Annotated in this window: 16 protein-coding genes and 1 tRNA gene (1 of these 17 cut by a window edge); 7 read left to right on the top strand and 10 right to left on the bottom strand. The window is 63.0% G+C overall.

Features of this window, described 5'->3' with window-relative positions:
• A protein-coding gene (locus B5527_RS34360; protein ID WP_079605463.1) for a hypothetical protein crosses the window boundary here: on the top strand, window positions 1–337 show its 3' portion. Its footprint begins 251 nt before the window's first position; the window shows 337 of its 588 coding nt (coding positions 252–588); the start codon falls outside the window, past its left edge; its stop codon occupies window positions 335–337.
• A gap of 31 nt (window positions 338–368) precedes the next feature.
• Here B5527_RS34360 and B5527_RS34355 read toward each other — a convergent pair whose 3' ends face one another.
• The gene (locus B5527_RS34355; protein WP_079605462.1) at window positions 369–1,178 is read right to left on the bottom strand and encodes an alpha/beta fold hydrolase; all 810 of its coding nucleotides are present in this window, start codon (window positions 1,176–1,178) and stop codon (window positions 369–371) included.
• 328 nt (window positions 1,179–1,506) lie between these two features.
• Between B5527_RS34355 and B5527_RS34350 the strand changes: the two genes are divergently transcribed.
• Window positions 1,507–2,049 (top strand): methylated-DNA--[protein]-cysteine S-methyltransferase, encoded by a 543-nt coding sequence (locus tag B5527_RS34350; RefSeq protein WP_079605461.1) that lies wholly within the window; start codon window positions 1,507–1,509, stop codon window positions 2,047–2,049.
• Between the two features lie 213 nt (window positions 2,050–2,262).
• On the opposite strand, the gene B5527_RS34345 is transcribed toward B5527_RS34350, so the two are convergent.
• The 4 genes from B5527_RS34345 to B5527_RS34330 form a co-directional block, all read right to left on the bottom strand.
• Complete coding sequence (locus tag B5527_RS34345) at window positions 2,263–3,138, bottom strand: MBL fold metallo-hydrolase (RefSeq protein ID WP_079605460.1); 876 nt, start codon at window positions 3,136–3,138, stop codon at window positions 2,263–2,265.
• Window positions 3,139–3,151: 13 nt separating this feature from the next.
• Complete coding sequence (locus tag B5527_RS34340; protein ID WP_079605459.1) at window positions 3,152–3,766, bottom strand: glutathione S-transferase family protein; 615 nt, start codon at window positions 3,764–3,766, stop codon at window positions 3,152–3,154.
• A 140-nt stretch (window positions 3,767–3,906) separates the two neighbouring features.
• Window positions 3,907–4,749 (bottom strand): fumarylacetoacetate hydrolase family protein, encoded by an 843-nt coding sequence (locus tag B5527_RS34335; protein WP_079605458.1) that lies wholly within the window; start codon window positions 4,747–4,749, stop codon window positions 3,907–3,909.
• Between the two features lie 136 nt (window positions 4,750–4,885).
• Window positions 4,886–5,728: an MBL fold metallo-hydrolase gene (locus B5527_RS34330; RefSeq protein ID WP_079605457.1), complete on the bottom strand. Its 843-nt coding sequence runs from the start codon at window positions 5,726–5,728 to the stop codon at window positions 4,886–4,888.
• 120 nt (window positions 5,729–5,848) lie between these two features.
• Between B5527_RS34330 and B5527_RS34325 the strand changes: the two genes are divergently transcribed.
• A complete protein-coding gene (locus B5527_RS34325) occupies window positions 5,849–6,265 on the top strand; it encodes a DUF3775 domain-containing protein (RefSeq protein WP_079607721.1) in 417 nt (138 codons plus the stop codon).
• A gap of 222 nt (window positions 6,266–6,487) precedes the next feature.
• On the opposite strand, the gene B5527_RS34320 is transcribed toward B5527_RS34325, so the two are convergent.
• The 3 genes from B5527_RS34320 to B5527_RS34310 form a co-directional block, all read right to left on the bottom strand.
• Entirely contained in the window at window positions 6,488–7,477 is a 990-nt protein-coding gene (locus B5527_RS34320) for an NADPH:quinone reductase (protein WP_079605456.1), read from the bottom strand.
• Entirely contained in the window at window positions 7,478–8,260 is a 783-nt protein-coding gene (locus B5527_RS34315) for an SDR family oxidoreductase (protein ID WP_079605455.1), read from the bottom strand.
• A gap of 144 nt (window positions 8,261–8,404) precedes the next feature.
• Window positions 8,405–8,920: a CvpA family protein gene (locus tag B5527_RS34310; protein WP_079605454.1), complete on the bottom strand. Its 516-nt coding sequence runs from the start codon at window positions 8,918–8,920 to the stop codon at window positions 8,405–8,407.
• Window positions 8,921–9,030: 110 nt separating this feature from the next.
• On the opposite strand from B5527_RS34310, the gene B5527_RS34305 reads away from it, so the two are divergent.
• Window positions 9,031–9,792, top strand: a complete 762-nt coding sequence (locus B5527_RS34305; RefSeq protein WP_079605453.1) for a glucose 1-dehydrogenase — start codon at window positions 9,031–9,033, stop codon at window positions 9,790–9,792.
• Window positions 9,793–9,901: 109 nt separating this feature from the next.
• On the opposite strand, the gene B5527_RS34300 is transcribed toward B5527_RS34305, so the two are convergent.
• Together B5527_RS34300 and B5527_RS34295 are read right to left on the bottom strand one after the other, a co-directional pair.
• Entirely contained in the window at window positions 9,902–11,506 is a 1,605-nt protein-coding gene (locus tag B5527_RS34300) for a GMC family oxidoreductase (RefSeq protein WP_079605452.1), read from the bottom strand.
• A 208-nt stretch (window positions 11,507–11,714) separates the two neighbouring features.
• Complete coding sequence (locus tag B5527_RS34295) at window positions 11,715–13,148, bottom strand: coniferyl aldehyde dehydrogenase (RefSeq protein ID WP_079605451.1); 1,434 nt, start codon at window positions 13,146–13,148, stop codon at window positions 11,715–11,717.
• Between the two features lie 300 nt (window positions 13,149–13,448).
• Between B5527_RS34295 and B5527_RS34290 the strand changes: the two genes are divergently transcribed.
• The 3 genes from B5527_RS34290 (at window position 13,449) to B5527_RS46815 (ending at window position 13,925) form a co-directional block, all read left to right on the top strand.
• A tRNA-Met gene (locus B5527_RS34290) sits at window positions 13,449–13,525 on the top strand.
• A 67-nt stretch (window positions 13,526–13,592) separates the two neighbouring features.
• The gene (locus B5527_RS47220) at window positions 13,593–13,721 is read left to right on the top strand and encodes a hypothetical protein (RefSeq protein WP_276329290.1); all 129 of its coding nucleotides are present in this window, start codon (window positions 13,593–13,595) and stop codon (window positions 13,719–13,721) included.
• A gap of 39 nt (window positions 13,722–13,760) precedes the next feature.
• The gene (locus B5527_RS46815; protein ID WP_245332367.1) at window positions 13,761–13,925 is read left to right on the top strand and encodes a hypothetical protein; all 165 of its coding nucleotides are present in this window, start codon (window positions 13,761–13,763) and stop codon (window positions 13,923–13,925) included.
• Window positions 13,926–14,092: the final 167 nt, after the last annotated feature.

Here is a 14,092-nt window from a genome sequence, read left to right as displayed (position 1 = left end):
TCCCAAGGTGACCGCGCAGCTTGAGGGCGTGGCGAAGAAGAACGGGTTTGCCAGCTACGACGACTACAACGACGTCATCGACAACATCAGCATCGTGCTGGCGGGCTTCGACCCCGCGACCAAGAAATATGTCGGCTCCGATACCGTCATCAAGGCGCAGATCGCGCAGGTTCAGGCCGACAAGAAGATGTCCGCCAAGGACAAGAAGGAAGCGCTCGCCGATCTCAACGAGGCGCTGAAGGCGCCTGCGCCGGTGATCGAGAACAAGGGCAATATCGATCTCGTCGCCAAATATTACGACAAGCTGGCCGACGCGATGGGTAACGATCAGCAGTAGGTTCGCCGGCCCGGGGAGAAGGCGAAGCGCTTCACCTCGCCAAAAACCCCAGCACGATCCTGCAAAACTCCTGCGGCGCCTGTTCGAACATCCAGTGGCCGGCGCCTGGGATCATCGCCGTCTGGGCGCCGGCAACATGTGCCGCCAAGGCACGCAGCACGGCCGGCAAGGCGCCCCGGGTGTCGGTGCCGCCGACGAACAGCGTCGGCATCCGAATCGATTCCGCCTCGACCCTCTTGTACGGCTGACGATTTTCACCGACCTGGCCGATCAGCGTAAAGGCGTTGTCGCGCAGTTGCTGCTTCGGCGCGGCTGGAAGCCGCGCCCACGCGCCGTCGCCCTCGATCGCGTCGAAGAAAACCATCAGCCCGCCATCGATATCGCCGCCCGCGATCTTCTCGGCTAAGGCCGCGAACCTCGCCGCGCGCGGCGAAGGACCGGGGACCGCGGCCGGATCCAGTGACCGATCCAGTTCGCCGCCGGGTTCGGCCAGGATCAGCTTGCGCAACAGATCGGGCCGCTGCTGCGCGACCCGAAAAGAAATGTGCCCGCCCCGGGAATGCCCCATCAGGTCCACCGGCCCGGTCTCCAGCTGTTCAATGAAGCCGATCACATCGGCGACATGCTGCGCCATCGTGTAGTCGTCGCCGACGCCGTTCCAGTGCTCCGGAAAAAAGTGCCCCAGGCTTAGCGAGATCATGCGACGCGCTTTCGACAGCGGCCCGAGCACCGCCGACCAGGTCCGGAAATCGCCCAGCGTGCCATGGACGCAGACCAGCGGCGCCCCCGCGCCGACCTCCAGATAGGCCATGTCATATCCGTTGACGCGAAGTGTTTGCATGAGGGGCTCGGGGGGTGACGAGAGAGCAAGTTGAGAGCGGGAGATAATTATTTTCATGGAAGGTGGTGCGTGCCCATAGCTTGACTAGACCGTGGTCATTCCGGGATGCGCCTCTTGGCGCATGCCCTGAACCTCGAAATTCCCCGATCTGCAATCGCACATCTGAGGTTCGCTCGTTTCACTCGCGCCCCGGAATGACACAAGCTCAGTGCTCGTGTTGTTAATCCCGCCAGGTTCCCCCGGAATCCGGGTGGATCGCAATCCTTTCCGGGCCCATATTCCGCCTACGCATCAACTCAAACCATGGGGCGATAAATCGGAGCCAGCCATGACCGGAAACCATTTTGCACTATTCGACACCGCGATCGGCCGCTGCGGCATCGTATGGGGCGCGCGCGGCATAACCGGGGTGCAGCTGCCGATGGGCAGCGAGGACAAAACCCGCACCCGGATTCGGCAGAGCCACGGCGACATCGCGGAGGCAGCGCCGTCCGCCGAGGTGCAAGGCGCGATCGACGGGATCGTCGAATTGCTCGCGGGCAAGCCGAACGATCTCACCGGCGTCGTGCTCGATCTCGACGGCGTTCCCGAATTCAACCGCGGCGTCTACGAGATTGCGCGCACGATCCCGCCGGGCAAGACGCTCACTTACGGCGATATCGCCAAACGGCTCGGCGGCGTCGAGCTCTCGCGCGATGTCGGCCAGGCGCTCGGGCGTAATCCCTGTCCGATCGTGGTGCCCTGCCACCGCGTGCTGGCCGCCGGCGGCAAGCCCGGTGGTTTCTCCGCCAATGGCGGCGTCGTGACCAAGCTGAAAATGCTCGCGATCGAAGGCGCCGTCGTCAATCACACGCCGAGTCTGTTCGATTGAGCGTCTGCTCGTCGAGTCGAGTCCGGAAGGCGCGGCAGGGCTTCGTCCCACCTCTCCCATCGGGAGAGGTCGGCGCGAAGCGCCGGGTGAGGGGTTAAGCTCCATCGATAGGCCGTAACCCCTCACCCGCTCGCAAGTGCTCACGACCTCTCCCGATAGGAGAGGTGACACAGTGCGTACGGCTGGCGCATTCCAAATTTCAGCAAACGAGCCTCAGCCCGCCACCGCCTCACAGGAAAATCCGTTGCCCCACCGGCGGATTTTCCCGCTCGATGGCGAGGGAAAATGCGCGGTGCAGCACAGCGTATCGCTGTCGCAATAGCGCTCCAGGAAATTTCGCCGCGTCGCTGCGGCCGCCGCCTGATCGACATCGAACTTCGCCGACAGCTCGGGATGGCGCGTCTGCAGCGGCGAATGCATCAAGTCGCCGCTGATGACGGCGTCGTCCTTGCCGCGGCCGAACGCGAACGCGACGTGTCCCGGCGTGTGGCCGGGTGTGGGCAGGATCCGCACATGATCGCCGATGGCATAATCGTGGCGCACGATTTCGGCCTTGTCGGTCTCGACGATCGGCAGAACGCTGTCGGCGAATGGCGGGACGGGCGCCTTCGCGTGTTGTTCCGTCCAGTAATCGAATTCATTTTTCGCGAATACGTAACGAGCGTTCGGAAATGTCGGCACCCAGCGGCCGCCTTCCACCCGCGTGTTCCAGCCGACATGATCGGCGTGCAGATGCGTGCACATCACGAAGTCGATATCACCGGGCGAAAAACCCGCCGCCGCGAGTGCGCGCATATAGGTGTCGTCGGTCTTCATGTTCCATTTCGGGCGCAGCGGCCGCGGCTTGTCATTGCCGATGCAGCTGTCGACCAGAATGGTGTGATGCGGCGTCTTCACGATGTAGGACTGGAAACACAGGATCAGCCAATCGTTTTCGTCGATCGCGCCGACCTCCCGCATCCACGGCTTGTTCTCCGCCAGCAGGTCCGGCGTCAACCCGGACAGCAGCTCCAGTGCCGGCAGGAAGGTGGTCTCCTGCTCGATAATGCGATGGATGGTAAGATCGCCGACAGTCAGCTTGAGACTCATGGCAAGGCCTCGATTAGGCCGGCGGCGGCACCGAGATCTTCACCGAGGGCCGCGCCAGCATTTTTTCGTGGAAGGCATCGAGCTTGGGATAGGCCTTGCGCCAGCCGCAATCGGCAAAACGGAAATCGGCATAGCCGAGCACGCACACCAGCGCGATCTGGGAGATACCGAACGGACCCGACAGCATGTCCGCCTGCTTTTCAAACCGCGCCATGCCGTTCCAGGCCCGATTCCAGTGATCGTCGGCCCAGTCCTGCCAGCGCAACGGCTCCGGACGGACCATTTTCTCGTAGCGACACAGCAGCATCGAATCGAGCATGCCCTGCAGCAGCGAATGGTCGCTCTTGACCTTCCATCGGCTCGGGCCCGACGCCGGAATAAGCTTTCCGCCGCCGGCGAGCTCATCGAGATATTCCACGATCACATAGGAATCGAGGACGACGTCGCCATTGTCCAGGATCAGCGCCGGTAGTTTTTTCACGGGGTTGATCTTGGAATACTCGTCATTGCGCTGGCCCGGCACGACGGTAGCCGAAATGAATTCGATCTTGTCGATCAGGCCGAGTTCGATCGCGGCAATGCGCACCTTGCGGGCGAACGGCGAGGCGGGAGAGAATGTGAGTTTCATCAAGAATGTCCTTAAAGAAAGGAAGCCCCTCTTTCCGTCATGGCCGGGCTTGTCCCGGCCATCCACGGCTTTCGTCCTGTTCGTCGGTTAAGTCGTGGATGCCCGGGACGAGCCCGGGCATGACGAATTTCTCGGAAGCCTCACGCCGCAATGATTTCCTGCCGCTGCTCGCCTAGTCCCTCGATGCCGAGCGTGACCACGTCGCCGACGTTGAGGAATTTCGGCGGCTTCATGCCCGCGCCGACGCCGGGCGGTGTACCCGTGGTGATGATGTCGCCGGGCAGCAGCGTCATGATTTCCGAGACGTAGGAAACGATCTTCGGAATGCCGAAAATCATGGTGGCGGTCGAGCCGGTCTGGCAGCGCTTGCCGTTGACGTCGAGCCACATCGGCAGCTTGTGGACGTCGGCGATCTCGTCCTTGGTCACCAGCCATGGCCCGAGCGGACCGAAAGTGTCGTGCGACTTGCCCTTGGTCCACTGACCCAGGCGCTCGAGCTGGAAGAAACGCTCGGACACGTCGTTGCAGACGGCGTAACCAGCGACGTAATTGAGCGCGTCGGCCTCGGAAACGTATTTTGCCCGGGTGCCGATGATGATGGCGATTTCGACTTCCCAATCGAGCTTGGTCGAGCCGCGCGGCTTCTCGACGGCGTCGTTGGGGCCGCACAGGCTGTTATTGGCCTTGATGAAGATGATCGGTTCGGCCGGAATTGGCATCCCGACTTCGTTGGCGTGGTCGGTGTAATTGAGGCCGATGGCGATGAATTTGGGCAGGCCACCGACCGGCGACCCGATCCGGGGCTTGCCGTCGACGGCCGGAAGCTTGGCGGGGTCGAGGCCGGCGAGCTTGACCAGGGAAGCCGGCGAAAAGGCATCGCCGGTGAAGTCCTTCACATGCGCCGACAGATCGCGCAATTGACCCGATTTATCGATCAGGCCGGGTTTCTCCTGGCCAATTGCCCCGTAACGAACAAGCTTCATTTCTGATCACTCCCTGGTGTGGTGGTCTGGTCCGGTCTTGGTTGGGTGCTTCTTGGAACAGCACGCGGCGAAATTCAATGGCTGACTGCCCGCCGTATGCCAGCCCCCTCACCATGGGGGAACGGTGGGGCGCGGCCTAAACGATGAATTTGAAGGCATCGCCGTCGCGCCTGATGCGGCCGGCGTTGAAATGTCCGCCGATCACCACCGTCGGGGTATCGGCAAAGCGCGAGAACAATTCGCGCCGCGTCGCGGCCGACAAAACGGGGTCGGAATCGGCCGTCGAAGACCAGTCGAGATGCGCCATCTGGCAGGGATGATGGGCGACGTCGCCGGTCAGCAGGCCCTGTTCGCCGTCCGATTGGATCAGAATGCTCATATGGCCGGGACTGTGGCCGGGAGTCGGAATCAGGCTGATTTCGTCGCACAGCCTGGCATCGCTGGCGACGAGGTCGGCCTTGCCGGCTTCCGCAATCGGTTTCACCGAGTCACTGAAAACCGCTGCCTTGTCGGGTTCGACGCTGTGATCGCGCCAGTATTCATATTCCGACTTGCCGAACACATAGCGGGCATTGGCGAAGGTCGGCACCCATTGGCCGGCGATCAATGTCGTGTTCCAGCCGACGTGATCGACATGCAAATGCGTGCACAGCACGGTGTCGATGCTGTCAGGGGGAAACCCCGCTTCCGTCATGGTTTCGAGGAACGGGCCATTGCGGTTGTTCCAGGTCGGGACATTGCGGCCTTCCTTGGCGTTGCCGAGCCCGGTATCGACCACGATCCGGCGCGTCGGCGTCTCCACCACCAGCGAGTGGATCGACATTTTGAGCCGGCCCTCGTCGGTAGCGAAATGGGGAATGAGCCAGGGCAGTTTCCGGATTTCTTCGTTGCTGGCCAAAGGCAGGATGAACCTTGTGCTGCCGGTCGTCTCCAATTCGACAATTTTCGTGATTTTGACCCTGCCCACGTTCCAGTACATTTGGCGCTTCCCGCAGCTCCGTTTCTTGGAACCAAAGATGCTGGTTTCCGCGGCCTGGCGCAATGGATCATCTCAGCCGCCCGTGCGTTGACGGGGCACGTCAAACGAGGAGGCATTCGGATGCCCGAACTAGCTATTTCGGCCGAGAAGGTCGGATTTTTGATTGAGAAAACCCGTGAATTCGACGTCAAGGAAGGTGCGTCCGATCCGGACCCCGGTTCGAACGGCGCCGACGACAACATGATCGACGTGCTCGAGGACAATGGCGACGATCCCGTGGTGCGCGAGATCACCGGGTTCATCAATGCCATGACCGAGGACGAGCAGATCGATCTGATGGCACTGATGCGACTCGGACGCGGCGACGGCACGATCGAAGAATGGGACGATCTGCGCCGCGAGGCCGCCGACGGATACGACCAGCGGATCGCCAAGGAACTGCTCGGCGAACCCCTGATCAGCGATTACCTTGCCGAGGGGCTGGACGAGTTCGGCTTGAGCTGGAACGACGAGCGGACCACGCCGGTAAGCGATTGACGTTGGCGCCCGATGTCGACAGTGCGACCAGCGCTTCTTTCCCCTCTCCCCTTGTGGGAGAGGGTGGCGCCTCACGGAGTGAGGCGACGGGTGAGGGGTTTCTCTCCGCGGATAGAGACCCCTCATCCGGCGCGCTCAGGAGCGCAAGTGCGCTCCAAAGCGCGCCACCTTCTCCCACAAGGGGAGAAGGGGAACACCGGCGCTAATCGCAGCGCTCTCTTGCTACCGTGCGCAGTCGACGATGACGGTGCCGAGCTTGTCGCCTTTTTCCACCGCGAGGTGGGCCTGCGCCGTCTCCGACAGCGCAAACTGCGCGGCGACATTGTGGATGCGCGGGCCGGCGGCGAGCCATTTCGAAATATCGGCCTGGGCGGCTGCGAGCAATGGCGCCGGCAGCGCGAACAACACCAGCGCGCGCACCGCGATGCATTTCTCCATCAATTCGCGCATCGGAATGACGGGAGTGCGATTGCCGTTGGTGGCATAGACCGCGATGGTCGAGTTCATCCCCATCGATTTCAAGGTCGTGGCGATGTTGCCGCCGAAGTCGACATCGACCACGCGATCGACGCCGCGCTGCCCGGTAAAGGCAAGCGCCTTGGCGACCACGTCTTCGGTCTTGTAATTGACGACGAGATCGGCGCCCGCGAGGCGCGCCTGCTCGGCCTTGAGCGATGAGCTGACGGTGGCGATCACCCGCGCGCCACCCCATTTCGCCAGTTGCACGGCGTAGTGGCCGACCGCGCCGGCGCCGCCGGTGACCAGAACGGTCTGCCCGGCAATCGGTCCGTCGCCGAACAGACAGCACCACGCCGTCATCCCGGGAATACCGAGCGTCGCACCGGCGGCGAACGATACATCATCGGGCAGCGGCGTCACCAGGTGCTCGGCGAGCGCAATAGTTTCAGCCGCAGTTCCAAACGCGCGGCCGTTGCGCTGGCCGTTGTAAAGCCAGACTCGTTGACCCACGCTGAGCCGCGAGACGCCGTCGCCGACCTGATCGATAATCCCCGCGCCATCGCTGTTGGGGATCACGCGCGTAAACTCCATCGCGCGATAGCTGCCGGCACGGCGGCCGACGTCGGCGGGATTGACCCCGGAGGCCTCCAGCCGGACCCGGACTTCGCCCGGACCGGCCAGCGGCGTCGGCATCTCGCCATAGGTCAGCACATCGGGCGCGGCGCCCGTTCGCTCGTACCAGACCGCCTTCATTTACAGCGTGCCGGGGAATGCGCCGCCGTCGAGCAGGATGTTCTGTCCGGTGATAAAGCCCGCCTTGGCGCCGCAAAGAAATGCGCAAGCCTGCCCGAATTCATCGGGGTCGCCGAAGCGCCCGGCGGGGTTCAGCTTGGCCCGCTCCGCCAGAACTTGCTCCACGGTGAGACCGCGCTTCTCCGCGTCCGGCTTCGCCGTGCCGCGCAGGCGATCGGTGTTGAAAGGTCCCGGCAGCAGGCCGTTGATGGTGACGTTATTGATCACGGTCTTGCGAGCGATGCCTGCGACAAAACCGGTGAGGCCGGTGCGCGCGCCGTTAGACAATCCAAGCACTTCGATCGGTGCCTTCACCGCGGCGGAAGTGATGTTGACAATGCGGCCAAATTTGCGCGCCATCATGCCATCCACCGTCGCCTTGATCAGTTCGATCGGGGTCAGCATGTTGGCGTCGAGCGCCTTGATCCAGTCGTCCCGGGTCCAGTTGCGGAAATCGCCGGGCGGAGGGCCGCCGGCGTTATTGATCAGGATGTCCGGATCGGGACAGGCCTTCAGGGCGGCCTCGCGGCCCGCAGGCGTGGTGATGTCGCCGACGACTTCCGTCACCGTGACGCCGGGACTGGCCTTGCGTATGTCGGCGGCGGTCTTCGCCAGCGCTTCCGCGCCGCGCGCGGTCAGCGTGACATGGACGCCTTCGGCGGCCAGCGCCATCGCGCAGGCGCGTCCCAGGCCCTTGCTGGATGCGCATACGATAGCGCTGCGGCCTTTGATTTCAAGATCCACGGTCTCACTCCCATTGCGTCAAATGATTATTGCAGTCCGATCCTGCCATTGTAGCCAACCCGGGCGGCTCTGGTAAGAGACCGCGTAGCGCCGAAATGCATAGCAGGAACATTCTCCGGCCAATCCGGTCGTTGTTTTGAAGCTTTAAATCCGCTGGTCTTTCTTGATCCGGTCGATCGTGGCCGCAACCTCGGGCGGCAGGGACCTGAATCCTCGCTGCCCGGCCATCGACAGCAGCGGCCGCAACGTTGAGCCCGCGAGGTACGCCGGCTGCCGATCTGCCGGCACCAGCTGATCGAAAATCAGCACCAGCGTGATTGCGACCAGACCGACGCGCACCGCGCCAAGCGCCGCGCCGCCGAGGCGGTCTCCGAACCCGGCCTCCGGCCCGATGGTTTCGTCGAGCGCCATCCGCATCAGTTTACCCAGCCCCATGCCGGTGATCAGAAAAATGCCGAAGAACAGCAGCGAATTCTGCGCCCAGGGCACGCCGAGTTGGCTCCCGATAGCGGGGGAGGCGAGCGACATGACCCAGACCGCGATCGGCATCGCGATCAGATAGGCGAGGATCGTGACCGCGCTGCGCAGCAATCCAGCCTTGAAGCCGGTGACGACCGCGACAGCCAATCCGAGGTAGATGATGGCATCGAAACTGTTCATGGACGACAATTCCCGGTCTGCCTCGAGCGTTCGGATATGGTCAACGAAACCGGTTTGCGATCGCGAAAATCGTCTGTATCAATACGCCCCGCTAGCTCGCGGAGTAGGTCATGGCCGGTCTATTCGACGTCAGTAAAGAAACCATTCTCGTCACCGGCGCCTCGCAGGGGCTGGGCCGGCAATTCGCGCGGGTGCTGTCGGCGCACGGCGCCGCGGTCGTGCTGGCGGCGCGGCAGACCGCCAAACTCAAGAGCCTCGAGGATGAGATTTGCGGCCAGGGCGGCCGCGCTGTCGCGGTGCAGATGGACGTGACCGACACCGCCTCGATCGGAAAGGCGATCGACAGCGCGGAAGCAGCTCTCGGTCCAGTCAGCGTGCTCATCAACAATGCCGGCATCGCGGTGGAAAAACCTGCGGTCGACCAGACCGAGGCGGACTGGGACTCCGTCATCAATGCCAATCTCAAGGGTGCCTATTTCACGGCCACCGAAATGGCGCGGCGGATGATCGCGCGCAAGCAGGAAGGCAATATCGTCAATATCGCCTCGGTGCTGGGTTTCGGCGTGATGAAATTTCTTTCGCCCTACACGATCTCCAAGGCCGGGATCATCCAGGCCACCAAGGTGATGGCGCTGGAACTGGCCGGCAACCGCATCCGCGTCAACGCGCTGGCGCCGGGCTACATCGACACCGAAATGAACCACGATTTCTGGGCCACACCGGCGGGCGAGAAACTGACCAAACGGATTCCGCAGCGGCGGATCGGCGCCGAATCCGATCTCGACGGCGCCATTTTGCTGCTGGCCTCAAGCGCCTCGCGCTACATGACCGGCAGCGTGATTACGGTGGACGGCGGGTTCCTGCTGACGTGACGAATGCTCTTTCCTCGTCATTGCGAGCGAAGCGAAGCAATCCATATCGCCGGTGCGGGCACAAGATTGGATTGCTTCGTCGCTAACGCTCCTCGCAATGACGTGGAAATCAATTCACCCGCATCTCTGCCTTGATCATGTCGGCGGCTTTCTCGCCGATCATGATGGTCGGCGCGTTGGTGTTGCCGCCGATCAGGGTCGGCATGACCGAGGCATCGACGATGCGCAGGCCTTCGAGGCCGTGGACTTTCAGCTTCGGATCGACCACCGCCATCGCATCGGTGCCCATCCTGGCCGTGCCGACCGGGTGATACACGGTATCGACGCGGGCGCGGAGCAGCGCGCGGATATCGTCGTCGGTCGCCACGCCTGCTGTGAACAGGTCCTTTTTCTGCAGCGCCCGCAGCGCCGGCGCTTCCATCAGCCGCCGCGTGGTCTTGTAGCCTGCGACCATCGATTCCAGGTCGTCCGCATGCCCGAGGAAATTCGGATCGATCAGGGGTGACTGCGTCGGATCGGCGCTGGAGAGCGAGACGCTGCCACGGCTCTTCGGGCGCAGCAGGCAGACATGGCAGGAGAAGCCGCGGCCCCAGAGGCGTTTGCGGCCGTGGTCGTCGACCATGGCCATGCCGAAATGCAGCTGGATGTCGGGGACGTCGAGATCGGGTCGGGTTTTGAGAAATCCGCCGCATTCGGCAAAATTCGAGGTCATCGGCCCGCGGCGTTCGCGCCGGTATTGCCCGATGGCGCGAAGCTGGTGCAGGAGACCGCTGAACGACATGCCGGTGAAATACGGACTGTCGGAGAGATAGGCGAAGATGAAATCCGGATGGTCCTGCAGGTTCTGCCCGACCCCGGGCAGGTGATGCACCGTTGCGATGCCGTGCCTGGCGAGGGCCGCACTGTCGCCGACCCCTGATAGCATCAACAGATGCGGCGTCTGGAACGCGCCGGACGAGAGAATGACTTCGCGGCGGGCGCGAATTTGCCTGATCTCCTTGCCTTGCCGGTATTCGACACCGACCGCGCGCTTGCCTTCGAACAGGATGCGGGTGGCTTGCGCCTGGGTCTCGACGCGCAGATTGGCGCGCTTCGCCATGTAGGGATGCACGTAGGCCCGCGCCGCGCTCCAGCGTTCGCCGTTTTTCTGCGTGACCTGATAGAGCCCGAGGCCTTCGTGGTCCTCGGCATTGAAATCCTCGCGGATCCGAAACTGTGCCTCACGCGCGGCCTGCAGAAAGATCTCCTGCACCGGGTTATCGGTGCGCAGTTTGTTGACGGGAAGCGGGCCGCCCTTACCGTGATATTCGCCATCGAAATCGGCATTGTCTTCCGAGCGCTTGAAGTAGGGCAGCACGTCGGCGAACGACCAGCCGGTATTGCCGAGCGCGGCCCATTGATCGTAATCGCTGCGGTGGCCGCGGATATAGACCATAGCGTTGATCGCGGACGAACCGCCGAGTCCCTTGCCGCGCGGCTGATAGCCGATGCGGCCATTGAGGCCGGCTTGCGGCACGGTGTCGAATGCCCAGTTGTTGAGCTTGCCGGGGACCATCAGCACCAGTGCGCCCGGCGTGGTGACCACCCAATTGTCGCCCCCGCCGCCGGCCTCCAGCAGCGCCACCGAAGTTTTGGGATCCTCGGAAAGCCGGCCGGCAACGGCGCAGCCCCCGGAGCCACCGCCCACCACGACAAAATCAAATGTATCCGTCATGCGTATCCCCCCACATTTGTTATTTTTCGACTCGGCGCTTTCATAAGCTCGTCATGCCCGGCCTTGTGCCGGGCATCCACGTCTTGACTCGCTTAGGCAAGAAAGACGTAGATGGCCGGGACGAAGCCCGGCCATGACGAAGGAGCGGGTGACTTTCAAGTTGCGATAACCGCATCGCATTTCCGGCCTTGCTCTAAGTTCAAAAGCACTACGACATGAATCGCAGCATCTTTTCCAGCCGCGCGATCTTGGCGCCATAGGGCGGATAGAGATCGGCGAGCCGGTTGAACGGCGAGCGGTAAAACACCGGCTTCAGTTTGCTCAAACTGCGAAACCCCCATTCGCCGTGATAGGCGCCGGTGCCGGACGCGCCGACGCCGCCCATCGGCTGGTTGATCTGGGTAAAGTGAAACAGGCAGTCGTTGACGGTGACTCCGCCGGAGACGGTGCGCGCCAGCACCTCGTCGCGCGCCGCATCGTCCTTGCCGAACCAGTACAGCGCCAGCGGCCGGTCGTGCTTGTTGATGTAGGCGATCGGTTCGGCGGCGTCCCGGTAGCCCATGATCGGCAGCAGCGGTCCGAAGATCTCCTCCTGCATGATGGTCATGTCAGGCGTCGCGCCGACCACGAGGGTCGGCGGAAATTTGCGCTTCGATTTCCATGTGGGATCGTCAGGTTTTGCCGGCTGCATGACCGCCGCGCCCTTGGCGGCGGCGTCCGCCACCAGCCCTTCGAGCCGGGCATAATGCCGGTCGGAGACAACAGAGGTGTAATCCCTGTTGTCGGGATCGCTGCCGAACATGGTCAGCATATTGGCCTGCACCCTGGCGGCAAAATCCTTGACCGAATTTTCCGGTACCAGCGCGTAATCAGGCGCAATGCAGGTCTGGCCGGCATTGAGCAGTTTGGCGTAGGCGATCCGCTGCGCGGCTTCGCCGAGATCGGCGGAGCGGTCGACGATCGCGGGCGACTTGCCGCCGAGTTCGAGCGTGACCGGCGTCAAATTGCGCCCCGCCGCTTCCGCCACCAGCCGGCCGATCCGGGTCGAGCCGGTGAAGATCAGGTGATCGAAGGGGAGCGATGCAAAAGCCTGCGCGATGTCGCTGTCGATGCCGGTCACGAGCATCTCGGTGGCGTCGAACCTGGCTGCGATCACCTCTTTCAGCAATGCGGAGAACCGCGGCACCAGCTCGCTCGGCTTGATCATCACCCGGTTGCCCGCGGCCAGCGCGCCCACCGCCGGCGCCAGCGTCAGCTGCAGCGGATAATTCCAGGGCGCAATGATGCCGACGACGCCGAGCGGTTGCGGGAACAGCCGGTTCCTGGCCGGCATGAATTGCAGCGCGGTGGAGACGCGCTGCGGCGCCATCCATTTCTTCAGGTGTTTGGCGGCGTGCCTGATCTCGCCAAGTACCAGCATGGTTTCGGCGATCAGGGTTTCGGTGGCGCTGCGATGGCCGAAATCCGCCGAGATCGCCTGCTCGAAACGCCCTTCATTTTCCGAAACCGCCGCGCGCAGCCGCGCCAGCCGGTCGAGTCGCCCGGCAAGATCAGGCTCAGGCCTGGTCCGCGACAGTTCGAACATGGCGTGGAAGGCGTCCTCCAGGGCGCTTTGCCCGGGGCTTTTCAGGGGCTGGTCCATGGCGTTTCCTCAAAGCTTTTCTTGGCCTTCAGGCTCGGCTTTTGCGCCCCTTCTGGCAAGAGCGCTCTCGCGGGGCCGATTTAGCCCGAAATAGCGTATTTTAACCGTCATAAAATCCCGAAAAGATGCTTCACAGGCCTTTCCAAAGCGCATCTGCGTTGGTACATACCGGCCGCGACCCAGGGGCTTTGCCCGGGTTGCCTTCTCAGGAAGCCTCCGGACGGGATTGATCGGCGCGCTTGCGCGGTGGCCACATCCGTTTCGGCGTTCGGCTTTTCGGGAAGGCGCGCAATGGTTTATCGCGGGGTGGAGCAGCCCGGTAGCTCGTCAGGCTCATAACCTGAAGGTCACAGGTTCAAATCCTGTCCCCGCAACCAGTACCCCCACAGATTTCTGTGGAACGGCGCCCTGCTCAGAAATTTTGAGCAGGGCCGCCAACTGACCGTGTATCTCGATATCGACCGGCTGCTTTTTGCCGCGCGGATGGATCACGATCTTTTCGACCAGTTCGCGGATGTGGCCTATCGCCTGCGCGCGGTGGTCCGGATCAGCGGCTTGCAGCGCGGCCTTTAGATCCCGCACCCTGTCTCGGTAGACCTCGCCCGCTTTGGGATGCATCTCGATCGCCGGCGGTGCCAGCTGCGCGCTCTCGCCTTCGATGGCATCGCGCTCGGATTCCAGCTCGGCCAACCGGTCGCGCAGCGCGCGGCTCGGCTTCTCGCCGAGCAGCGCATCGACCGCCTTGCCGATCGCGGCGGTGACGGTGGCGAGCCGTGACTCGAGCACGCGCCGGCGGCCGCCGGCGGCAGCGTTCAGTTCCCGCATCGCATTGTGAAATTCCCGGACATAGGCGGCGATCAATTCGGGTGCTGCGAGATGTTTCTCGATGCCGGTGATGACGCGGTCTTCTAGCGCGCCGCGCGCGATCGACACCTTGTTGTCGC

The sequence above is a fragment of the Bradyrhizobium erythrophlei genome (assembly GCF_900129425.1).
Classification (GTDB): domain Bacteria; phylum Pseudomonadota; class Alphaproteobacteria; order Rhizobiales; family Xanthobacteraceae; genus Bradyrhizobium; species Bradyrhizobium erythrophlei_C.
The sequence above is the reverse complement of the archived record's forward strand: the minus strand, read 5'-3'. Positions and strand labels throughout refer to the sequence as shown.

Bases quoted from the DNA above. Each gene is read 5' to 3' on its own strand.
- B5527_RS34355 (WP_079605462.1), bottom strand. From the start codon at position 1,178: ATGCAAACACTTCGCGTCAACGGATATGACATGGCCTATCTGGAGGTC.
- B5527_RS34350 (WP_079605461.1), top strand. From the start codon at position 1,507: ATGACCGGAAACCATTTTGCACTATTCGACACCGCGATCGGCCGCTGC.
- B5527_RS34345 (WP_079605460.1), bottom strand. From the start codon at position 3,138: ATGAGTCTCAAGCTGACTGTCGGCGATCTTACCATCCATCGCATTATC.
- B5527_RS34340 (WP_079605459.1), bottom strand. From the start codon at position 3,766: ATGAAACTCACATTCTCTCCCGCCTCGCCGTTCGCCCGCAAGGTGCGC.
- B5527_RS34335 (WP_079605458.1), bottom strand. From the start codon at position 4,749: ATGAAGCTTGTTCGTTACGGGGCAATTGGCCAGGAGAAACCCGGCCTG.
- B5527_RS34330 (WP_079605457.1), bottom strand. From the start codon at position 5,728: ATGTACTGGAACGTGGGCAGGGTCAAAATCACGAAAATTGTCGAATTG.
- B5527_RS34325 (WP_079607721.1), top strand. From the start codon at position 5,849: ATGCCCGAACTAGCTATTTCGGCCGAGAAGGTCGGATTTTTGATTGAG.
- B5527_RS34320 (WP_079605456.1), bottom strand. From the start codon at position 7,477: ATGAAGGCGGTCTGGTACGAGCGAACGGGCGCCGCGCCCGATGTGCTG.
- B5527_RS34310 (WP_079605454.1), bottom strand. From the start codon at position 8,920: ATGAACAGTTTCGATGCCATCATCTACCTCGGATTGGCTGTCGCGGTC.
- B5527_RS34305 (WP_079605453.1), top strand. From the start codon at position 9,031: ATGGCCGGTCTATTCGACGTCAGTAAAGAAACCATTCTCGTCACCGGC.
- B5527_RS34300 (WP_079605452.1), bottom strand. From the start codon at position 11,506: ATGACGGATACATTTGATTTTGTCGTGGTGGGCGGTGGCTCCGGGGGC.
- B5527_RS34295 (WP_079605451.1), bottom strand. From the start codon at position 13,148: ATGGACCAGCCCCTGAAAAGCCCCGGGCAAAGCGCCCTGGAGGACGCC.
- B5527_RS46815 (WP_245332367.1), top strand. From the start codon at position 13,761: ATGCATCTCGATCGCCGGCGGTGCCAGCTGCGCGCTCTCGCCTTCGAT.